This is a genomic window from Candidatus Pelagisphaera phototrophica (genome assembly GCF_014529625.1).
GTDB classification, from domain to species: Bacteria; Verrucomicrobiota; Verrucomicrobiia; order Opitutales; family Opitutaceae; genus Pelagisphaera; species Pelagisphaera phototrophica.
Genome location: NZ_CP076039.1, coordinates 3,266,520 through 3,287,381 on the forward strand (window position 1 = coordinate 3,266,520; position 20,862 = coordinate 3,287,381).

General features: G+C 50.6%; 19 protein-coding genes. 7 read left to right on the plus strand and 12 right to left on the minus strand.

The annotated features are described in order from the left end of the window. Positions 1-56: 56 nt before the first annotated feature. A complete protein-coding gene (locus GA004_RS13990; RefSeq protein WP_283394495.1) occupies positions 57-821 on the minus strand; it encodes an SGNH/GDSL hydrolase family protein in 765 nt (254 codons plus the stop codon). A gap of 296 nt (positions 822-1,117) precedes the next feature. On the opposite strand from GA004_RS13990, the gene GA004_RS13995 reads away from it, so the two are divergent. The 3 genes from GA004_RS13995 (at position 1,118) to GA004_RS14005 (ending at position 4,456) form a co-directional block, all read left to right on the plus strand. Continuing rightward, positions 1,118-2,065, plus strand: coding sequence for a GNAT family N-acetyltransferase (locus GA004_RS13995; RefSeq protein WP_283394496.1), 948 nt, complete (start codon positions 1,118-1,120; stop codon positions 2,063-2,065). Positions 2,066-2,094: 29 nt separating this feature from the next. Continuing rightward, the gene (locus tag GA004_RS14000; protein ID WP_283394497.1) at positions 2,095-2,367 is read left to right on the plus strand and encodes a hypothetical protein; all 273 of its coding nucleotides are present in this window, start codon (positions 2,095-2,097) and stop codon (positions 2,365-2,367) included. A gap of 202 nt (positions 2,368-2,569) precedes the next feature. After that, positions 2,570-4,456, plus strand: a complete 1,887-nt coding sequence (locus tag GA004_RS14005) for a sulfatase-like hydrolase/transferase (RefSeq protein ID WP_283394498.1) — start codon at positions 2,570-2,572, stop codon at positions 4,454-4,456. 562 nt (positions 4,457-5,018) lie between these two features. Here the strand turns inward: GA004_RS14005 and GA004_RS14010 are convergent. From GA004_RS14010 to GA004_RS14030, 5 genes are all read right to left on the minus strand, one after another. After that, the gene (locus tag GA004_RS14010; RefSeq protein ID WP_283394499.1) at positions 5,019-6,407 is read right to left on the minus strand and encodes a sulfatase family protein; all 1,389 of its coding nucleotides are present in this window, start codon (positions 6,405-6,407) and stop codon (positions 5,019-5,021) included. 242 nt (positions 6,408-6,649) lie between these two features. After that, positions 6,650-7,033, minus strand: a complete 384-nt coding sequence (locus tag GA004_RS14015) for a Dabb family protein (protein ID WP_283394500.1) — start codon at positions 7,031-7,033, stop codon at positions 6,650-6,652. 260 nt (positions 7,034-7,293) lie between these two features. Next, positions 7,294-7,467: a hypothetical protein gene (locus GA004_RS14020; protein WP_283394501.1), complete on the minus strand. Its 174-nt coding sequence runs from the start codon at positions 7,465-7,467 to the stop codon at positions 7,294-7,296. Between the two features lie 312 nt (positions 7,468-7,779). Next, positions 7,780-9,216, minus strand: a complete 1,437-nt coding sequence (locus GA004_RS14025; protein ID WP_283394502.1) for a PQQ-dependent sugar dehydrogenase — start codon at positions 9,214-9,216, stop codon at positions 7,780-7,782. 452 nt (positions 9,217-9,668) lie between these two features. After that, complete coding sequence (locus GA004_RS14030; protein WP_283394503.1) at positions 9,669-9,986, minus strand: hypothetical protein; 318 nt, start codon at positions 9,984-9,986, stop codon at positions 9,669-9,671. Positions 9,987-10,129: 143 nt separating this feature from the next. Between GA004_RS14030 and GA004_RS14035 the strand changes: the two genes are divergently transcribed. Then, the gene (locus GA004_RS14035; RefSeq protein ID WP_283394504.1) at positions 10,130-11,593 is read left to right on the plus strand and encodes a PQQ-binding-like beta-propeller repeat protein; all 1,464 of its coding nucleotides are present in this window, start codon (positions 10,130-10,132) and stop codon (positions 11,591-11,593) included. A gap of 297 nt (positions 11,594-11,890) precedes the next feature. On the opposite strand, the gene GA004_RS14040 is transcribed toward GA004_RS14035, so the two are convergent. Further along, the gene (locus GA004_RS14040) at positions 11,891-12,652 is read right to left on the minus strand and encodes a sulfatase-like hydrolase/transferase (RefSeq protein ID WP_283394505.1); all 762 of its coding nucleotides are present in this window, start codon (positions 12,650-12,652) and stop codon (positions 11,891-11,893) included. Next, complete coding sequence (locus tag GA004_RS14045) at positions 12,618-14,048, minus strand: sulfatase family protein (protein ID WP_283394506.1); 1,431 nt, start codon at positions 14,046-14,048, stop codon at positions 12,618-12,620. The genes GA004_RS14040 and GA004_RS14045 overlap by 35 nt, the downstream gene beginning before the upstream one ends. A gap of 230 nt (positions 14,049-14,278) precedes the next feature. Here GA004_RS14045 and GA004_RS14050 point away from each other — a divergent pair, with 230 nt between their 5' ends. After that, positions 14,279-15,166: a helix-turn-helix domain-containing protein gene (locus GA004_RS14050; RefSeq protein ID WP_283394507.1), complete on the plus strand. Its 888-nt coding sequence runs from the start codon at positions 14,279-14,281 to the stop codon at positions 15,164-15,166. A gap of 291 nt (positions 15,167-15,457) precedes the next feature. Then, entirely contained in the window at positions 15,458-16,477 is a 1,020-nt protein-coding gene (gene hemH / locus GA004_RS14055) for a ferrochelatase (protein ID WP_283394508.1), read from the plus strand. 65 nt (positions 16,478-16,542) lie between these two features. Here the strand turns inward: hemH and GA004_RS14060 are convergent, their stop codons facing one another. The 3 genes from GA004_RS14060 to GA004_RS14070 are packed head-to-tail and all read right to left on the minus strand — an operon-like array spanning position 16,543 to position 17,996. Continuing rightward, positions 16,543-17,049, minus strand: a complete 507-nt coding sequence (locus GA004_RS14060; protein ID WP_283394509.1) for a glycosyltransferase — start codon at positions 17,047-17,049, stop codon at positions 16,543-16,545. A gap of 11 nt (positions 17,050-17,060) precedes the next feature. Continuing rightward, positions 17,061-17,228, minus strand: a complete 168-nt coding sequence (locus GA004_RS14065; RefSeq protein WP_283394510.1) for a hypothetical protein — start codon at positions 17,226-17,228, stop codon at positions 17,061-17,063. 24 nt (positions 17,229-17,252) lie between these two features. Further along, complete coding sequence (locus GA004_RS14070) at positions 17,253-17,996, minus strand: FKBP-type peptidyl-prolyl cis-trans isomerase (protein ID WP_283394511.1); 744 nt, start codon at positions 17,994-17,996, stop codon at positions 17,253-17,255. 671 nt (positions 17,997-18,667) lie between these two features. Between GA004_RS14070 and purD the strand changes: the two genes are divergently transcribed. Further along, the gene (purD, locus tag GA004_RS14075) at positions 18,668-19,960 is read left to right on the plus strand and encodes a phosphoribosylamine--glycine ligase (protein WP_283394512.1); all 1,293 of its coding nucleotides are present in this window, start codon (positions 18,668-18,670) and stop codon (positions 19,958-19,960) included. 73 nt (positions 19,961-20,033) lie between these two features. On the opposite strand, the gene GA004_RS14080 is transcribed toward purD, so the two are convergent. Continuing rightward, a complete protein-coding gene (locus GA004_RS14080; RefSeq protein ID WP_283394513.1) occupies positions 20,034-20,858 on the minus strand; it encodes a class I SAM-dependent methyltransferase in 825 nt (274 codons plus the stop codon). Positions 20,859-20,862: the final 4 nt, after the last annotated feature.

The following is a 20,862-nucleotide window of genomic DNA, read 5'->3' on the forward strand; positions in this document are numbered from 1 at the left end:
AGCTCCTACCAGGTAAATACCGTCGACGCGAACTCGCCGTTTCACGTAAGCGAAGGTTAATCTAGCAACTGTCCCAACACTTTCGCTACTTCCTCGCCCTGGGCTCGGATGCCTTCCGAATTGAAATGCACGTTTCCCGGCCGAGTCCACCATTCCGAATGGTGAGGCTTTGTGAACGAATATAAGTCGTTTACGACGATTTCAGGATGGCTTTTGAGCACCTTCAAAGCCACCTCATTGTACCTTGCCGCATCGCCCGAATGGCGACCCGGTTCGCCATCCGGCACCGGAGTGGTCAGGGCAAACACCAGCTGAGCGTTTGGGTGGTGATGGCTCAAATAGGAAATGATTCCCATTAAGTTGCTTTCATATTCATCTAGAGTAGACACTTGCTTGCCGTTAACCTTATTGAGTTTGGAACGGTTAACGACATACTTCAAATCGTGAAGCCCCACATTGACCTGAATAATGTCCCACTCATGGGTCCAGTGGCCGTCGATCTTTGGGTTCTGCATGGTAGAATGGAGAGTTTCCATTTTCGAAACAAACGATGACGAGTCGCCCCCATTCACGTGCAGCCGATAAACATTAGCTTTACCCTCAAGCAACTCCCTTAACAACGGCGTGTAGGCGATCGATATTGAATCGCCATAGATAAGGACATTCGGAAGCGAAGCCTTGTTTTCCACGAAATGGAAAGCTCCGTTCTTGTCGTCCGCCTTCTTCCGCAAAGCGATCCCATACCAGGCCTCTTCCGCTGTTCCACCAAAGACGGTGGACGCCAAAAGAAACGGTGTAACCAGAGAAACGATTTTTGTCATTCTGCCTAAGTGCTGTAAATCGCGAAGACGTTCAACCCTATTTACCGACTTCGATTCAGATGTGGTTCGCCTCCAAGCTTGAGGCAAAGCCATCCGCTACCGCAAGGGTCACCAAACCGCTGCGACCTTCTTCAGAGGACAAACCCAATCTCCTCTAGTTGAACAGATTCCATCCCACTGGCCGATTCGAACCGGGAACACTTCAATCAAATTAAAGGATAAAGAGCCGTCCTAACGGGGAAAAACCTCGTAATATAGGATTCATTCATCTGATTCAGTGACCTCATTCGAAATCCATGCCCTTTAAAGCAAACCTTCTAGAATTCACCATTCGCCCCATGAAACCGGAGGAGGCTTCTGAGGTCGCTTCACTCATCTTCTCGTCTACCAACCATTGGTATGAATCAAACGGACAAGGGAAGATATTTTCGGGGAGGCCGGAACATTGTTCGGTATTCACTGAAGTGTATGAGGACCTTGACCCAAGCTGCTGCTATATCGCGGTTTCCGAAGTAGATCAGTCGATTCTTGGCTCCTGCTTCTATCACCCTCGAGAAACCCACATTTCTCTGGGGATCATGAATACAAGACCCGACGCTGGAAGTAGAGGGGTCGCCAAGGCCCTTCTCGCCGAGATCGTAACCGAAGCTCGATTTAAGGGACTCCCAACTCGGCTCGTTTCCAGCGCGTTTAATCTCGATTCCTTCTCCCTTTATACACGCCAAGGGTTCGCTCCCTACCAGATCTTTCAAGACATGGTCGTGGAGGTTCCCTGCAACGGGGTTGCCACAAGCACCATACCGGGAATCAACGTTAGGGCAGGAACATCCGAAGACGCAGTCCGCATCGACGCGCTCGAACGCTCTATCTGGCAGACATCAAGGATCAAGGACTGGGAGTACATCGCAGAAAACCATCAGAGAATCTGGAGTCTAACGGTAGCAGAGAATGACGGAGGCACGTTGGTGGGAGCGCTCGCATCCATAAATCACCCCGGAGCCGAACTGATCGGTCCAGGAATTGCGGTCAATGAATATGTCGCCAAACTGATGATACAACGCGAACTCAATCAACATAGGGGCGGAAAACCAATTGTTATCATTCCTTCCGACAAGCCAGCCCTCGTTTCATCCATGTACGAAATGGGGGCTCGCAACTGCGAGCTTCATGTCGCCCAGTGCCTTGGAGAACCTCCGAAAATAAGTGGCATCGTTATGCCTACATTCCTGCCGGAAACCGGATAGAATAGGACTTGAAAATCCACTTTCCCAAAGTGGACCTATCCAAAAAAGTTCATAGAGGCACGCCAATCGATAGCGGTGAGGTCCTCACCAAGCCTTCCCACACAATTCTTTCTTGCGGCTCGAACGACAACCAATTGCAATACGGCGTAATGCTAGAGGCGAAAACGCTCAACGAACACGGCAAAGCCAATTCGTGTCAGCCTCCATTTTTTTGGAAAAACGGAAGCCCAGGAATCGGCGTACCCATCCCCCTTGTCGAACAGTGCTTCAGTTGTCCGGCCGGACACGTTCAACTCTGGTAGTGCACCAAAACTATAATCGTGACCTCTGCTAGTCATCAACCAAAAACCACATTGAGTTCAACTGCAAATATTCGACAATCTATAGATAAGTGACAGGCAGGATGCCTGTTCTACATTTTCTAGACCGACCATTAACAAAGATCAACCAAGCTCCTTGCCTTGTCTATACCTTTAAACCCATCTCTTCAACCTCAGCAACTCCATGCACCTCCTCACGCTTCTTCTCGCCATCTTTGCCCTCGCATCAATCGGACAGTCCGAATCTCGGCCCAATATTCTCTGGATAGTGTTCGAGGACATTAGTCGCGACCTCAGGTGTTACGGGGATAAGTATTCAATTTCACCCCATATTGATGCTCTCGCCAAAGAGGGTATCCTTTACACGCGAGCTTGGTCCAACGCAGGCATGTGCGCCCCCGCCCGAGCCACACTCATCACTGGCATGTACCCGCCTTCTACCGGGGCCCAGAACATGCGCTCGGAAGTCACCCTGCCCCCGCATATTCAAGGCTATCCAGATTACCTCCGCGAAGCAGGTTACTTTTGCTCCAACCATGTGAAGCATGACTACAATTGGGTCGCGCCCAAAACGATGTGGGACAGCAACGACGCCGATTGGAAAACGAAAAGCTGGGAGCTTCGGAATCCTGGGCAGCCGTTCTTCACCGTCATCAATATCACCGACACTCACAGCTCACAGCTTTATTACCGCGGAGAGGAACGCTACCAAAAGCGGCTCGAAGTCCTGAGCAAAAAGGAGATGCACGACCCTAAGAGAGTCCGCGTGCCCCCTTACTATCCAGACACTATGGGCGTCCGGAAAGACCTCGCTCGCTACTACGACAATATCACGTACGCTGACAAATTAGTAGGGGACGTTCTAACCAAGCTAGAAGCAGACGGACTCGCTGACGACACCATCGTATTCTTCTACTCGGATCACGGTCGGGGCATGCCCCGCAGCAAAGGATGGCTTTTCCAGTCTTCCTTGCGTGTGCCTCTCATCCTACGCTTCCCCGAAAAGTACGCCCATCTAGCCCCGAGCAAGCCGGGGAGTGAATCCAACCGGATGGTCAGCTTCGTGGACTTTGCTCCCACGGTGCTTAGTCTCGCCGGCGTCACTATCCCCGAGCACATGCAGGGTAAAGCGTTCCTAGGAGAGCAAGAAGCGGCGCCCCGAGAACTCGCTTTCGCCTACCGGGATCGAATGGACGAGCGCATCGATCTCATCCGTGCCGTCTGGGATGGTCGCTACAAATACATCCGAAATTTCCGTCCCCACCTTCCCTGGTTTCACCACCAGACCCGCAACTACCCGCACAAGCAAAACTCCTACCAGATTTTGCACACCTATTGGAAAGACGGACTATTGAATCCATCCCAATCTGTATACATGACTCAAACACGGCCAAGGGAGCAGCTCTTTGACACCAAGGCCGACCCCCACGAGTTGACCAATCTCGCCGAATGCAAAGAACACGAGGAAATACTAAAGTGGATGCGGGGGCGATTATCCGACTGGCAAAGGGACATTCTCGACCTCGGTTTTATGCCCGAGAATCAGTGGTGGAACCGATTTGGCGTCGATGGCAATCATCTGGACCGACACACTCTGGTCCGGGAAAACTCAGAATTCTATCCTTACAACGATATCAAACAGGCCGCCAATCTCGTCGGTACAGGTAAAGAATCGCTTTCAAAGCAAATCGAACTCCTGAGTCACTACGATCCCGCCGTCCGTCACTGGGCGATCGAAGGCATCATCGCTCAAAAAGAGGATGGTCGGCCGGCTCTACCCGCGCTTCGAAAAGTCCTTAACGACGATGTATCCGGAAATCGGATTGCTGCCGCTCAGGCCTTATGTGCCCTTGGCGAAACCAGAGGAAATCTGCAACGGCTCGTCGACGCGCTCTACACGGATAAGCCCATCTTAGCCCTGCCGGCCGCCAACGCCCTCGACCACCTAGGAGAAATAGCTCGACCGGTATTTCCACAAATAGAAAATTACCTCGGAGTGGTGCCCGATCAGTCCATCCTCGGCTGGCAGTTCCCCTACCGCCTCCTCGAAATGACGATGGATAAATTCTAGTCGCCTAATTCTGACTTAAGGTGTTCTGACTTTTTTTGCTCAGCTTGAACAGAAAGGGCTCGAAGCTGGAGGAATCGCTGTGCAGCCCACCGTTTTTGCGGCAGAAGTCTAAGAAGTAGCGGTGCTATTTTAGGCAAGTGGGAATTTTGATTGTTAGGCACAGAATCCTGGTTCAGACTCTTAGGAAGCTGCCGTTCTACGTCGCTGGAAATATCGAGTATCGGGAGCTATTGCATTTTCTCACAACGTTCATTCTGGTGACCTTATCACATTGAACATGAGTACTATATTAAGTATAATTAAATAGTTCGCGATTGATCTACACCAAGATACTAGGATCCTTTAGGAAAATTTTATCATAGCTTGTTCGTCGAGAAACAGGATGAGCAAACGGAACCCGCAATCGTAATAGGCGCTTAAGGAACTTGGAGAGATAATCCGATGTTGCTCGTTCGATCCCCGAGAGGGGGAAGGGGTCCCACAAAAATGATTCCCAACGAGAACGGGCAGTTACCTTATTCGATCAGGCAATTGAAGAATTGGTTAGCAGATAAAAATGCGATTACCTTGCGTTCTTCTCGGCCCAAGCGGCGTCCACTTCCTCTTTGGTCTTCCCAATCGCATTGCGGTGACGGTATATGGAATCGAGCTCGGTTTGGATTCCGTTATCGCCTTGGGAGTTCATCCACTGCTGGAGTTTACCTTTAAGCTTTCGGATCGTCCCCCTATATTCAGGATTCTCCGCAAGATTGTTCATCTCAAGCGGATCCATTTGGCAATCAAACAATTCCAGTTCGGGGCGATGTTGGTAGCGACGAACAAATTCCCGGGCATGACTGTCTCCCGATTTGGCTTTTTCGACCATCGACTGAAACGCTGGAGTACGAGTTAATGCATTCGTGTATTTCGCTTCTGGATTCAAATTCCATACCAGCCGAAATCGGTCGTCACGAACCGTACGGATGGGATACAAATCCGCCCCATTAATTATGCCTCTCGTCGTCACCTCCCCATACACGTAGTCCTTATGATGATTCGTTTTTCCTCTCAGCAGGGAGATCATGCTCTTCCCATCCAGTGACTTCGCTGGCTTACCGCCAGCTGCTTGAATAAACGTGGGCAGCACATCAGTATACTCCACCAACGCATCAGTCGTTGTTCTCGGTGAAACCATCCCCGGCCAGCGAACAATCATCGCGGATTGCAGACCGCTCCCGTAGCACGTCCACTTCGCAAAAGGGAAGGCGTTCCCCTGCTCAGAAACGACCATGACAAGCGTGTTATCGCGAAGACCATGCTTGTCCAGCAGATTCAATATTTCCCCGACTTGAGAATCGTAGTAAGTTATCTCAGCGAGATAGTTGCTGAAATCCTCCCGCATGCGAGGCGTATCCACAATATAGGGCGGAAGAATTACCTTGTCTGGCGGATAGAGCGAAGCGTCTCCCTTGTTCCAGGGCGAATGCGGTTCATTCGAGGTCGCAAATAGACAGAAATTCTTACTGCTGCCACGAGACTCCGACATGAGTTTATCGATGGCATTCATGTCCGGATTGTTTTTCACCCCACTGTACTCGAAAGAAAACACCTCCTTTGGTGTGATATGAGTCTTTCCTGAAAGAGCCACACGGTAGCCGAGTTCACCGAGGTAATGAACCACGCTCTTCGTGCCCAGATTAGCGAATGTGTGATTCGGATACGCACCCGAATTAAAGGGATACAGTCCGGTGTAGATATTGTGGCGCGTGGGTGAACACATCGAAGCAGCCTGAAAACACCGCTCAAACTTCATTCCTTCCGTAGCCAGGTGGTCGATGTGGGGCGTGTGAGCCTGGCCTCCATAACAACCAATGTCCCGATAGGTTAGGTCATCAGCTATTATGAAAACAAAATTGGGTTTGGCATGGCAAACGGTAACTGCGAGAGTCGAGAGAAACAGGAGACGCTTCATGATTGTATCATGAAAGACATTAGACACCTCCGGCAATGCAAAATAGCACAAGGCAGTGCAGCAAGAATTTCAACGTTTGCGAGTGATCTACGAAAAACCATCCGCTCGACCGAACCAAAAAGGTCTACAATGACGCCACGCGTCTTAAGGATGAACTTACCTTGGCACAAAAAATCGCGGGAGAGAACCTAATCTCAACCGCGACCTGAAGGTTTTTGGAATTGGCGAATTAGCCTCTGCTACTAGTTCGTGATATCAAACGTGGTGCTGCCTCCTCTGATCGGGAGGTAGAGCTCGTACCACTTCTTTTGGGCGGCACTGCCAGCATAATCCTTCAGCGCTTGCTCGGATGCAAATTCCATCACGAACGCGTGGGACTTGTCTCCTTGCACCTTAATGGAGCGGATCCAGACTCGGGTACAACCCTCGTACTCTTTAGCGATGGTCTTAACCCCGTCGAGAGCCGCCTTAATTTGGTCATCGGTCGCATCTGCTTTCCAAGATACGGTAACGACATGGATCACCGAATGGGGTGTCGCTGGGTTCTTGTGGTGAGCAGCAGTTGCTGAGAGAGCGCCAAACGCAACAAATGCGGCACCTAGTAGGATCATTACGATTTTTTTCATTAGTCAGTTTATTTGGTTATCGAATAAAGAGATCTGCCCTAAGGACAGTACAGGTTGATTTAAGTTCGGAACGCTACCGAAGCGCAAGCAGTTTAGAGCAAGGGGCGACAACTAACATTCAATCCTTCAACGCTCATCCAAACCGTAAGAATGCGAAAAAATCCGCATTTTTATTGGGCTGACTGGTCTACTCCCGTAATTCGTCACCTAGTTTTCGTAAAACAGAGCGAGCTGAGCTTCGGCAGCCTTGGCTTTGACGCTCATGCGAAGGAGTTAACCGCAGGATCATCTTTAGGCCTCGATTCCCAGACGGCAGGGATCGCGACGCCAACTCCCACGAGAGCACCCAAGCAACGGGTTGCGAAGTACCAGTCGGTCTCTGACTTGCGGCATCCACTCCCTTCTCCACTATCCTCCATATGGAACGTAGACATTTTCTTCGCTCAGGAATGGTAGTTAGCGCAACAATTGGATCCTGAAGGTTGTATCCCCAAAGTCAGGACTTTCTCCGGACGGTTTGTTCTCTGAACGAAGACAAAATCATTCAATCTTCGCCAACACATAGGTGAGCAATTCGATCTTTCCAATCGCATGTCTGAAAAAGTACTGGAGCTGATGAATAACTTGGCAGCCCGGTGAGAGGATACAAATGCCCAGTTTTCCCTTTCAATCCAAATATGGATTGAGCCCAATCGATCTGGAACCCAGATCTCTCCGACTAATTAAAAACAGTCAGAGGAGATACCTCACTTATCGCTAACCGGAACCAAGCGGTGCAAGGCACCACTATTTGGACTCCTCGTATTCAGAGCGACATAGATCAGTCCATCAGGACCGGTTGCTACGTCACGAACGCGCCCTTGCTTCTTGAGGATCGTCTCGACGTGCACAACTTTCTTATCCTGAATAACGATGCGCTGTACTTCCTCTGCCGACATGCCCGTTGCTAGCAAATTGTATTTCCAGCCGGGAAATGCGTCACCTTCATAAAAGTCGATCCCAGCAGTCGCGATCGACGGCAGCCAGTAATAGACCGGTTGTTCCATGCCTTCCATGCGGGTCTTGTCTGTCCATGGCGTACCGTCATAGTTCATACCATAGGTGATAACGGGCCAACCATAATTGATGCTCGGACGAATCAAGTTAATCTCATCGCCCCCCCGCGGTCCATGCTCGGTTTCCCAAATGTCACCCGTAAGTGGATGCATATCTAAACCTTGTGGGTTACGATTTCCGTATGTCCAGATCGATTTGTACGCTCCCACCGTACTAAAGAAAGGATTGTCTCTCGGAACACGGCCATCGTCGTGTATCCGATGAATCTTACCATGAGGAACGGTAATATCCTGAGCCGGGTCCCCTTCCTGGCGGTCTCCGATTCCGAAGAACAGGTATCCATCCTTGAATACAAAGCGAGACCCGTAGTGGCCACCTTTGGTCGTGTGAAATTTTGGCGGTACCTTGAAGATGTCCTCTTGGTCCACCCATTTGTTGTTCTTGATACGGCCTCGCACGACCGCAGTCATGGATGCAGTTTTCCCACTCACCTTGGCTCCCGCGTCCTCACTATAGGACAAATAAATCCAGCCATTGCTCTTGTAGCCAGGGTGAGGCGCCACTTCCAGAAGCCCGCCTTGCCCCACGGCCAACACCTCCGGTGTGCCCTTGATTTGGCGCTTAACACCATTCTTGACTTTCCAGAGTACACCATTGCGCTGGGTCAACAACATCGATTCTTCCGGCAGGAAGGCGATCGACCAAAGAATGTCGTCAAGCTCGAGAACCTTTTCCAACTTGAATTTGTGATATTGCGTGGTGAAGATCCCGTCCTTAGGCATAAACTTTTTCAGGAGGTCTGTCGTCTCCGCCAAGTACTTCTGCTCACGCATAAAAATAATGAGACTGCGGATCTGCTCCTCTGAAAGCACACCTTTCCAGGGGACCATACCCAGTTCGGGAAGCCCTTCCCGAATCACTTTGGCGATTTCGTCGTCCGACCCGCCCCACTTCCAAACGTCGTCGATCAAGGAACTTCCTTGCCCTCCTTCGCCATTTTGTCCGTGACACTGGGCACAGTATTGAGTGTAAAGCTCTTTACTACCCCCCGTTCCGATTCTGTTTTGAGCAAAAGACTGAAAATAAAGTGCTAATGCTGAAATAAGGAGAAAGAATGTAGATTTCATAAGCAAGTTCGGTTAAAGAACATGTACTGCAAGTGAGAGATGGTGGATAGTCGCTACTTTGATATTTTCAAGTTAGCATAGTGAGCTACTGTCGAGCCTTCAAACCAGAGCGCAACCGCTCCCCTGCCGTCAACGCCTGATTTGGCATCACTGACTGTCAATGGGGGCTGCTCATTTCCATGAAAGTAGAGTCGGGCTTTATCCCCCGCGACCACGATCTTAATTCCGGTCCAGGTCGCGGGCTGGAGATCGACGTAGGTTTCTTATTTGCTGGGCGTTTCCTAACGCAATTTGTACCACGGATGCTCCGGGTGAGAAATGTACTGGGCGGAATGGTTGCGGCGTTCCTGGTCCCCAGCACGGCCGTTGGTCGGGTGCAGGTAAAAAGAGTCATAGGTTTTCATGTCCGGCTATAAACGGAAGGCCACTCCGACGAACACACGGGCGCCTCCTTAAGATCCGGGAGCGGGCTCGCCCGCGACTTCGAGTTCGATCGTTACATTCTGAAAATCTTCGTCCACCACAATGAGATGACTGATGCGATCCGCCTCGCCCACTGCTGGACCGGTGCGTCCACTAGTAGCTTGTCGCTGGGGAGCCTCTGCAATTTTCTTCTGTGCTTCTTCTGTTTTCCTAGCTTTACGCGCTTTCTGCCACTTATACTTAACCACTTTGATGGCTGCATCATGCGCGTTCAATTCGTCTACAGAAGTTAGGTCTACGGTTTTCGATACTGCGGAGAGTGGAAGAATCGCCGATGAGGTAAGCAAAAGACAAAAGAATCTTAGGGGCGATTTCGTTGATGAATAGGGCTTACGAATTCTTCGACTCAATTTAAATTTAAGCCTAACGAAATCAGATATCGGTTTTTATTTCTCGGGAGAGGCGCAAATAACGCGAGAGAAACAATCCAATGAAAAGTCTCATCTTATCGCTATCTAATAGGTCCCCATCGGCCCTCAAGAATCTGCCAAAATACGTCGACCCTACTGCGACGCGTCCACTATTAAATTGCACTCTTGCAAACTCTAGCAAAGACTACACGTCTGGATTTCCTGTAGGGAACACCTACGATCGCCCCAAAACAACTATGAATCGAAATGCCCAAATTCTCGGAATCCTTTTGTCACTTTTACTAGGGATTGGCTCCCTGTCCATTTCCGCAGCGAACACACCCGGCATCGAAGGCATCAAAATCGGCAAGGACGATTGGCCCTGGTGGCGAGGAACGAACCGAAATGGCCACGCAAATGCCCAAGAGGTTCCCATTAAGTGGAGTGAGAATCAAAATATTGTCTGGAGAGCAGAAATTCCCGGACGGGGCCACGCCTCCCCCGTCGTCATCGGCGAGAGAATCTTCATCGCGACAGCTGATGAGGACTCGCAAACACAGCATATCATTTGCCTAGACAAGGCAACCGGCCAGACCCGCTGGTCCGCACAGATTCACCAAGGGGGATGGAAAGGACGTATTCACGATCGCAATACTCAAGCTTCTTCCACGGTCGCCAGTGACGGGAAAAGCGTATTTGCTACGTTTATGCACGATAGCCACATTTGGCTCACTTCACTCAATTTGAAAGGCGAGATCCAATGGCAGAAGAAGGCAAGTGACTTCGTTTCCCATTGGGGCTACTCCACATCGCCCGCTATTTACAAGAGTTTCGTGATTGTCGGGTCCGACCACAAAGAGGGAGGCAATTTGACGGCATTTGATCGACGAACGGGTGAGCTCGTCTGGAACGTGGAGCGTCCCGCCATCCCGAATTACGCCTCCCCTGTTATCTACAATCTGAATGGAAGGGACCAGTTGGTATTGCCCGGTTGCGACTTGATGGCGAGTTATGACCCTGCGACCGGCCAGGAAATCTGGTCCATTCCGGCCACGACTCGAGAAACTGTTGGCAGCGTGGTCACCGATGGGAAACACGTATTTGCTAGCGGTGGGTTCCCAAAGAACGAAACCAGCTGCATAACCGCGGACGGATCCAATACAATAGTATGGAAAAGTCCAATACGAGTTTATGCACCGTCCATGATTATCGTCGATGGCTATCTCTATGCCATGACTGACAAGGGTCTCGCTCACTGTTGGAGCGCGTCAACCGGAGATCTCATGTGGCGAGAAAAGGTGGGAGGCGACTTCAGCGCGTCTCCCACTTTGATAAACGGCAATCTTTTCGTCCCGAGCGAGCAGGGAAAGATGATTGTATTCAAGGCGAATCCAGAGAAGTTCGAACTTCTAGCCGAGAATCAATTGGGTGACGAATCCTGGTCCTCACTAGCCATCAGCAAGGATCGTCTCTACTTAAGAGTCGCCCACATCGAAGACGAATGTCGTTCCGAAGCTCTCTATTGCATCGCCGAGTCCAATTAGGCTCAAATCGTATCTCCAGAAAGCAACGATTCCAACAAAACTCCCTCCACGACTCTTCTGCTCACAATTCTCGGAGGTGCCCTTATTGATATTATCTGGTTCGGCGCTTAAATATTCTAAACGATAGGACGCGATTCGCATCTTTCAGTCGCACTGGCGGCTGTAGCAATTGCACCATTTTTATCGTTACTTTGGATTCAAAATGCCGACTTCCAAGGGCGATTGATGAATTCATTCTGCGACAGGGGAGCTGTATATACGAAAAATATCTTTTACTGGGATAACCAGTTCGTGATGCTAAGATCTCGAGTGGGGCAAACTACTCGAGTTCGAACGATAGCGATCTAGACGCTTTTTCAAATCGAACACCTCGGTGGGCTTGGCCAAAACACGCCCGTTTTCCATAAACGCCCAGCCTGGTCTGGCTAATCCAAAGTGATACGTGAACCCCGCATCCAATGCACTGTACTGGGCGGGTTGATCCCAATTAATATTTCCCGGGGTTACCTTTTCCGATGGATTTTTCAGTGGCCACTCATTCCCGAGATGCCATTTTCCAATCGCCGCCGTGGAGTAGCCTCGAGATTTCAGTATGCCCGACAACGTAAGCCGCCTTCGCTCGATAAGTGGGGGAGACGCCCCGTTCAGAACGCCTTTTATTAAGGCCGATCGCCACGCATAGCGACCCGTCAATAGGGCGTATCGAGTCGGCGAGCATACACCCGACGGACTGTGGGCATCGCTGAAATTGATACCTTCCGGGGCCAAGCGGTCCAAATGCGGCGTCGGAATTTTGGAATCAGGATTGTTGCATGACAAATCCCCTTGTCCCAGATCGTCGGCGAGAATCATAATAATATTGGGACGTTTGGGATCGGCAGCGTTCAACCCATGGCAAATCCCAAGAAGGGACAATAGTAAGAAATGAGTCTTTAGGTAGCGGACAATCTCCGAGTGCCCATCCGAAAAATACCTTTGGGTGCCCGGAGATCGCCCGCTACCCATTGCCAATTCATCTATCAGCCTAATATATATGTTCCCCCTTTTTGGCCGCTGCATGAGCTTCACGCGTATCGAGCGGAGTCCCGGGATCGTTCTGTTCGTGCATCCAGTGATCAAGCTCGCGGCTCAAAGTGGCCTTGATTTTTGAGTACCTGGGATCACCAACCAAATCCACCATTTCGTACGGGTCTTCCGAAGTTCGATAGAGTTGTTCCGCGGGGCGCTTCATGTATCGTTTCACAATGCGTTCAGCTTCCCCCGTTTGGCCGCTTTCAAAAACCCATGTACTCCAGTAAGGATTATTGAGGGCCCCATCCCCACGCGTACCCATGAGGTGTTTTTCGATGTAGATATCATCCGGACTCAGATTCCGAATGTAGCGAAACTCCCCATTGGTAATCGTGCGGATTGGATACGCCGGACCTTCTGGGATATTGTTGTGGATCCCATAGGCAAAATCCCGGTGCGGTCTCGTCTCGTCTATGAGCGCTTCGCGAAAACTGGTTCCGTCGAATTCAAAATCGGCTGGATCGCCTCCCGCCAGATCCACCAGCGTCGGGGCGAAATCAGCATACTGCACGATAGCGTCCGTTCGCTTCCCAGACGGTACGCGTCCTGGCCAGCGAGCGATGAGAGCAGTATGGACTCCATTGTCCCAGTTTGTCCACTTGCAGCCGGGAAACTGAGATCCCTGTTCCGAAGTAAAAAGAACGAGCGTTTCCTTCGTTTTCCCTGTCGCCTTCAACGTATCCATTATCTCCCCGACCTGCTGATCCATGTAAGTGATCTCGGCCAGATAACGAGCAAAGGCGTCGCGGGTTACTTCCGTATCCACCAAATAAGGAGGCAGGTCTATTTGATCGTCCGGATACTGGGAACGGTCTCCCATAACCCAAGGTACATGGGGCTCAACGAGAGCGACCACAAGGCAGAAGGGTTCGTCGCCCTCCTTCGCCATAAAGCGCTTGATGGCACCGAGGTCATGGGCCTGAGTCGGGGCTCGCACACAACTGGGGTCAAAGCCTTCCACCTTTTCAAACGGAAAAGCGGACTTTGGGGTAACATGCACCTTCCCCGAAAGCCCCACCCGATAACCAAGCGAACCTAGATAGTGAGGGAGGCTCTTCGTGTCAGGCCGGCTTCCCGAGTGGTTCCAAGCCGCCCCATTGCGCATCGGATGCTGGCCTGAGTACATTTCGGATCGGCAAGGCTGGCACATCGCCTCGCTGAGATAAGCGTGATTGAAAAGGAGGCCCTCGCCGGCGAGCTGGTCGATGTGAGGCGTCTTCGCGTTTCGGCCTCCGTAGAGGGGAAGATCGTTGTGCGTGCAGTCGTCTGCGATCACGATCAAAACATTCGGCTGCTCGGCTGCATTGAGTAAAACGTCCGTTCCGGAAAGGGTCAGAATCGAGCACAGCACGCGAGTCGCTCGGGAAACTAGTCGGGTATTCATAAGTGTGGCGACGCTGAACGATTTACCATTCAGCCATCGGATGAGATACTCCCACAAACCCTTCTCAACTGGAAGTCTTTTCAAGCGCTCCAATAATATCAATTTCACCAACGATCGTTGATCGCTTTCATTTTTAGAATTCTACCCACCTTCTTAACTCTAATACATTAAACAATGGTTTGAGTTAAAGTAGGGCAGGCTTCAAGCCTGTTTACACAGGTAAGATGCCTATGCTAAGCTTGATTTTCAAACCGTTGCCCCGTTCGATTTATTTCATTGCGGCAAAACGACCTTCAAGGCACACATTGGACATGCCCGAAAAGGACGCGCTATGGATTTCCAATCACGCCGAACTTAAATTAACGGCGACTCCGGTCCTTTACCATTGCGAGCCGATCTGGAGCTGGAAAACCAGTTCCCTGTCCGGTCATGCCATTTGGGGCATTCTCGACGGGTCGGGCACACTGACGCACAACGGCGCAAGCTATAGTTTGAACCCAGGAATCTGCTTTCTTTTCAGTCCAAATGACCAAATCGAAGCAGAACAAAATCTACTCGATCCCCTTTCACTATTTGTGGCTCGATTCGAAATACTGAATACTGAAGGCGAGACCATGCCTGCACAAGAGCTCACGGTACCCACAGGTCCGATCCAAACATCCAACCCCACGACTCTCAAAGCGATAGCGAATCTGGCTCTTGCCTGGGACGCAGAGAACGATATTGAAAAACGAATACAGGACCACGCGCTACGCATGCTGCTACTCCTGATTGCGGATGCGTCGAGTGCATCTTATGATGAACGGATCGCCCAAGCCTCCTCACTTATCGATTCAGACCTCGCCAGAAAATGGACCCTGGAAGAGATTAGCTCCAAGTCCGGACTCTCGCCCTCACAGTTCAGTCGACTTTTCGCCAAGCACTTTGGAGAACCACCTATTCAGAACCTCATTCACCGCCGCATGAAAGAGGCCAAGCGACTGGTACTTGAAACCAGCTTCTCAATCGGAGAAATCTGTGCTGCAGTCGGCTACGAGAACCAAAGCTTTTTCGAGAGGCAATTTCTCAAGCATGTCGGGTTCGATGCCCAGGCGCTTAGACGCAATCGGGCTATTTGAGGTATTTTTCCTTCGTTTCAAGGTCGCGGGTGATCTCCGAGCACCCACAAAAAGTAGAACAGACATCCTGCCTGTATCGGTAAATAGATAACAGGCAGGATGCCTGTTCTACTTTTCGGAAATCGCCCGCTACCCGATTCTGGAAGTCGTTGACTGAGGGAAACGGCATCTTTGATGCCCAGTAAAGGAGTTGCCTACAAGTGGCCACAACCGTCTTGAACACTTGTTGAAGCGATTTTCCTCAGATGCTTATTTGACACTCTTAATTCGGATGCCTAAGCCCTTCGGTCGATGCAAAAAAGTGCAGTTCTGCTAGTAAATCTGGGATCCCCCGATTCAACTTCCGTCTCAGACGTTCGCTCCTACCTTAGGGAGTTTTTATCCGATGATCGGGTTCTAGACGCAGCAAAGCCGATCCAGCAGTTTGTTCTCAACTGCTTCATACTGCCTACTCGGCCCAAACGATCGGCCGAAGCCTACAAGAAAGTTTGGACGGATCATGGGTCTCCTTTGATCGTTACTAGCAAAAATGTACAAGCGTTACTCCAGGAGCGAATTGACGATCACGTCGAGTTGGCCATGCGCTACGGAGGTCCATCAATCCCTTCCGCCATCAGCAACCTGAAGGCAAAGGGAATCAATAAACTGCTTCTAGTCCCTCTCTACCCCCATTACGCCATGTCGAGTTATGAGACAGTCGTCGTTAGGGTCATGGAGGAAATCGCAGAGCAAATACCCGATATTGAAGTAGAGACGGTTCAACCCTTCTACAACGATCCAGACTACATCGAGGCGCTCTATCAATCTGCCAAACCCTACTTGGAAACCGAGTTTGACCATCTCTTGTTTTCCTACCACGGAATCCCCGCCCGTCACTTATCCAAAGCAGACTCTTCAAAAGGACACTGCCGGATCGTCAAAGACTGCTGCTCAACTTGCAGCCCTGCCCACGCAACTTGCTACAAAGCCCAAACCCTAGCGACCACCAACGCTTTCGTGGCTAGAGCGGGCCTCACGCCTGAACAGTACTCGGTCTCCTTCCAATCCAGACTGGGACGCGAACCCTGGCTAGAACCCTACACCGACTTTATCATCCCCCAGCTCGTGAAAACGGGGAAAAAACGAATACTTGTCATGACTCCCGCCTTTGTTTCGGACTGCCTCGAGACCCTCGAAGAGATAGCCATGGAGGGTAAAGAACAATTTCTGGAAGCTGGGGGTGAGTCGTTCATCGCCATCCCTTGCTTGAACGATCACCCTGCCTGGATTGACTTTCTGGCGAAACGGGCCAGAGCCTCCTCTACCGAATAGCGTAGGTTGTAAAGCGGGACTGGGCTAGCCCAGCCTACTACACAATGGAGTCTGCCACCCCTTGCCTACAGATACGACTGGACTGCGAGATCAATATTCTTCTCGCTAGCCACACGTCCTACATAGGTGAATACATAATCGTTTTCTTTCGCACCCCATTCAGATCTCAATTGAAAATCTCGTCGTTCAAGCTTATCGAGATCCGTGTTCACTCCCCTGGAAAGAGCTCTTGTATTCTTAAAGCCAAGGCTCTTCAGCTCGTTCGCCATCTGCTTGGTAGGTGCCAAAGTACAGCCACACGAATCATGGGCAATACGGAGAAACACCAAAATGAAATCACGAATCAACCCGATGTCGTAATGCCCCGTGTATTGGTGAAATTTCGTATGATACGTTGAGAAAGCGGGGATCCCCAAAATGCTAGCCGCCCACAAAGCAGTCAGACCTAGAGGACCTTCGGTAGCGACATGAATAATATCGGGAGGGTTGCGGCTCCATTCTCGCAGCAAGCGGTACGCGCTTGGCTGACCCATCCTCAATCCATCATACCCAGGCGATGGGATTCCCGCCACGAGGAGCTCGCTTAACCTACCCCCAAAAGATCGAGATGTTTACGTTCTCCCTTTTGATTCGGCCGTACTACTTGAACTTCGAATTCCTTGAGGCGCAACCCTTCCGCCAGGTGCCCCAATGTCATCAAAACCCCATTGAATTCGGGCGGAAAGGTTTCCGTCACGAGCACCAATTTCATTGGAAAAAGGAAATCTCGGAGGATCTACTGCGGGATCGGCGGCAATCCCAATGCAGCGGGATCGGGCCCTAGAACTTTTAACAGTTCCACTTCAAAAATAAGTGCCGAAGCCGGAGGGACACCAGGGTTTCCTTGTTCACCGTATCCGAGCTTGGCGGGTACGTACAGCTTCACCTTTCCCCCTTCACCGATCAACTGAAGCCCTTGGGTCCAACCTGGAATTACTGAATTCAAGACGAACTCCGAAGGCTCATTCCGCTGGTAAGAGCTGTCAAACTCAACCCCATCGAGAAAAGTACCCACATAGTGACAGCTCACCTTATCATTCTTCCCGGGCTTTCGATCACTTCCCTTTTCAATGATTTGAAAATAAAGACCCGTGGCAAGCGACTGGTAACCGGGTTGCCCGACAATGGAATCGAAAAACTCAAGCTCCTCTTCCCGGTTTCGTTTCATCTGGTCCTGCCGGACCATCTCTTCGCGCTCGGCAAAGTAGTTCTGCATCGGATCCAGAGACTTCGACAGATCTGTTGGAGGATCCTCGCGATTCACGTACCGTTTCATCCCTCTCGAAATGGCGTCTACTTCGGCATCCGTGATCTCAAGACCGCCTAGGTTAAACCTTTCCGAAAGGAGGAACCCCCAAGTCTCGAGAAGCTCCATCGAGGTGAATTCTGCAACCTCCTCCCGCAAAACCTCTTCAGGCGATTGACCTGTCAGACTAAAACTCGTGGAAAAGAATGCTAGGAAAGCGATTTGCTTCTTCATAAATGACGCGTTTTCAAAAAGATACCTCTCGTAAAGACGAATGGGCAGAAACCTTGTCAAGGAGCAGTACCCATACGTTGAAAAGCAAGAACTAGCGAAAAAAGGTGAATTGTAAACGACCAAAACTAAACGCGGCCACATGAGCAACGAAATCTTCTAGATCAGCGGCGCCGGCGTAATAACGACTGCCAAAGAGAGCAAGGGATCGAATTTACTCGAACTCACGATCACCTTTCGACTCAAGGATAAGGCAGAAATCGAGACCGCAAGAAGCCGACTGAAAAAGATCCATTTCAGCAAACGGAGCTCGCTTGCGCGCATTAGTCTGGAGATCATCGCAACCCGCCCCCAAAAGTGATTCGGGATCGTCTCATCCTCGACTGTGAGGCATTCCTATATGCCTCCTCGTCCCCTTGCACGCCATACTACAAAGAGCTGTTAAAGCCCGGGAGACATGGCGGATGCCAGCATGGATCGAGGACTATCTTCTGTTCTCTGAAGACCCAAACAGGATCATCGATTTCTACCAAAAGCGTTTGCAGGTACTGTAGCGAGAACAGGTTATAAGGTCCACTTACGAGGTCGCGATTGCTTCCAATATTACCGGCAGAATTGATGCCGGCATCTTTTCGTTGCATTCCCGTTTTTAGCGCTTTCTAAATCGTCTCTGAATGTCAGACCAATCCTCTCTCACCGTACTTGTCGTTGGCTCCGGCGGACGTGAACACACTCTCGTAAATGCTTGCGTAAACAGTCCGCTCGTAAAACGGACCCTCGCGGCGCCTGGGAACCCAGGTATGGCCGCGATTTGCGAATGCGAACCAGTCGCAGCTGACAACGTAGATGGGGTGGTCGGACTGGCAGAGAGTGAGAGCGTAGATTTTGTCATCGTCGGACCCGAGGTTCCGCTTTGCCTGGGGCTGGTCGACCGACTGAACGACAAGGGAATCCTAGCTTATGGCCCCAAAGCGGACGGCGCCCGATTTGAAGGCAGCAAGACCTACACCAAGGAGCTACTGCTCAAATACAAAATCCCAACTGGAGCCGCAGCCAATTTCACAGAATCCGAGGCCGCTATTCAATATCTAGATACCGCTAGCTTCCCTATTGTCATAAAGGCTGATGGGCTCGCAGCGGGTAAAGGTGTAGTCATCGCCGAGGATTTCGAAACTGCCAAAAAGGCTGTAGTCGACATGATTGACGGCGGCGCTTTTGGGGAAAGCGGTAAGTCAGTTCTTATCGAAGAGTGTCTTGTTGGTGAGGAAACATCAATCCACGCAATCGTATCCGGAAAAGACTACGTCATTCTACCTTCGAGCCAAGATCACAAGCAAGTTCACGAGGGTGACGTCGGCCCCAATACAGGGGGAATGGGCGCTTACTCTCCAGCCGATTTGATAGACGATGCGATGATGCAACGTATCGAAGCCGAAATCGTCAAGCCCAGTGTCGACGGGATTGCGGCTGAAGGGATAGACTTTCGCGGAACCCTTTTCATTGGTCTAATGATGACTGCTACTGGCCCCAAAGTGCTGGAGTATAACACCCGGTTTGGAGATCCTGAAACTCAAGTGTTGATCACTCGCCTGGAGACCGACCCAGTCAAAATCATGCTGGCGGCCGCAAAGGGCAAGCTGGGAGAGATCAACGTGAAAGTAAAAGACGAATACGCCATGGTTGTTGTCCTTGCCGCAGAGGGCTACCCCAATCGCTATCGGAAAGGCGACCCAATTTCTTTCCCGGATTCGATGGGAGACAACCAATTCATATTCCACGCGGGAACAAAGGCCGACGACGCTGGAAATATAGTTACAAACGGAGGCCGAGTTCTTGGAGTTACCGCTCTAGGAGCCAATCTTCCCGAGGCTCGCGACAAAGCCTACAAGCTATCCGATAGAGTTGACTACAAGTCCAAGTACTTGCGACGTGACATCGGAGCCAAAGAGCTAGCACGAACGGAATGATTCCTCCGCGAAGCGATTAGTACCTTATAAATCGGGATGCGGCAAACAGCCGCCACGATCGAGTGGCGAGACCTTACGGTTGCAGTTGGAACAGAAAGAATTCGTATTTTTTGACCGCACAAAATTTGTCCGCGTCAATCAATACTCTTTGCGACAGTGCTTTCTCGTACTTGCTGCGACCAAACCACTTAACAATCTTCCAGAGGAAAGGGTTCCGTTCGCGAAACTTCTCGGTCAAAATGTCCGCACCCAGCAAAATCTTTTCTGCCCAATCATCGGCAATTTCAAGGGTCTTGCGAATGTCCGGTGTTATATCCCTGCGAATGACAATTCCAAAGGCACTTTCTTCTGCCTTTTTCAGAAACTCATTATAGTCGTGCCCGCTCTTGGACAATTCACCCGCATTCTGATCTAGGACAAAATAGTCGCACACCATTAAATAGCCCTTTGGGTTCAAGGCCTGTTGAGCCACTTCAAATAACTTGTCCAGGGGAATATACTGGCAAGACTCACTCATAATAATGAGATCGTATCCACCTTCCAATTGCGAATCTTCGAATTTTGTGAAATGGAAGAGAGCTTCTACTTTTTCGGCAAAGACCTTTTTCTGATTGATGTCGGGTGAAAGCCCTTCGACCTCATACCCTTGAGCTTTCAAATGCAGGCAAAGTTCCCCCGTGCCACAACCGACATCAAGTACCCTGCGGGTTCCTTCAGGAATACTGTCGATCAGAAAATCTTCATAACGCTTCTGAGCTGCCTTGAGCGCTTCCATCGTCAGCTCGTCATCCGGCAACCACATTCCGTAATGGAGCCGCTCTAGGCCGAGGGCATCACGATAAAAGCGCAAGGCCCGATCATTTTTCGCTTTTTCAGTTGTTGGAGCTGAGGAACTCATAGTC

Coding starts and splice junctions, on each gene's coding strand:
- GA004_RS13990 (WP_283394495.1), bottom strand. CDS start 821: ATGACAAAAATCGTTTCTCTGGTTACACCGTTTCTTTTGGCGTCCACC.
- GA004_RS13995 (WP_283394496.1), top strand. CDS start 1,118: ATGCCCTTTAAAGCAAACCTTCTAGAATTCACCATTCGCCCCATGAAA.
- GA004_RS14005 (WP_283394498.1), top strand. CDS start 2,570: ATGCACCTCCTCACGCTTCTTCTCGCCATCTTTGCCCTCGCATCAATC.
- GA004_RS14010 (WP_283394499.1), bottom strand. CDS start 6,407: ATGAAGCGTCTCCTGTTTCTCTCGACTCTCGCAGTTACCGTTTGCCAT.
- GA004_RS14015 (WP_283394500.1), bottom strand. CDS start 7,033: ATGAAAAAAATCGTAATGATCCTACTAGGTGCCGCATTTGTTGCGTTT.
- GA004_RS14020 (WP_283394501.1), bottom strand. CDS start 7,467: ATGTCTACGTTCCATATGGAGGATAGTGGAGAAGGGAGTGGATGCCGC.
- GA004_RS14025 (WP_283394502.1), bottom strand. CDS start 9,216: ATGAAATCTACATTCTTTCTCCTTATTTCAGCATTAGCACTTTATTTT.
- GA004_RS14035 (WP_283394504.1), top strand. CDS start 10,130: ATGAAAAGTCTCATCTTATCGCTATCTAATAGGTCCCCATCGGCCCTC.
- GA004_RS14040 (WP_283394505.1), bottom strand. CDS start 12,652: ATGCAGCGGCCAAAAAGGGGGAACATATATATTAGGCTGATAGATGAA.
- GA004_RS14045 (WP_283394506.1), bottom strand. CDS start 14,048: ATGAATACCCGACTAGTTTCCCGAGCGACTCGCGTGCTGTGCTCGATT.
- GA004_RS14050 (WP_283394507.1), top strand. CDS start 14,279: ATGCTAAGCTTGATTTTCAAACCGTTGCCCCGTTCGATTTATTTCATT.
- hemH (WP_283394508.1), top strand. CDS start 15,458: ATGCAAAAAAGTGCAGTTCTGCTAGTAAATCTGGGATCCCCCGATTCA.
- GA004_RS14065 (WP_283394510.1), bottom strand. CDS start 17,228: ATGAAATTGGTGCTCGTGACGGAAACCTTTCCGCCCGAATTCAATGGG.
- GA004_RS14070 (WP_283394511.1), bottom strand. CDS start 17,996: ATGAAGAAGCAAATCGCTTTCCTAGCATTCTTTTCCACGAGTTTTAGT.
- purD (WP_283394512.1), top strand. CDS start 18,668: ATGTCAGACCAATCCTCTCTCACCGTACTTGTCGTTGGCTCCGGCGGA.
- GA004_RS14080 (WP_283394513.1), bottom strand. CDS start 20,858: ATGAGTTCCTCAGCTCCAACAACTGAAAAAGCGAAAAATGATCGGGCC.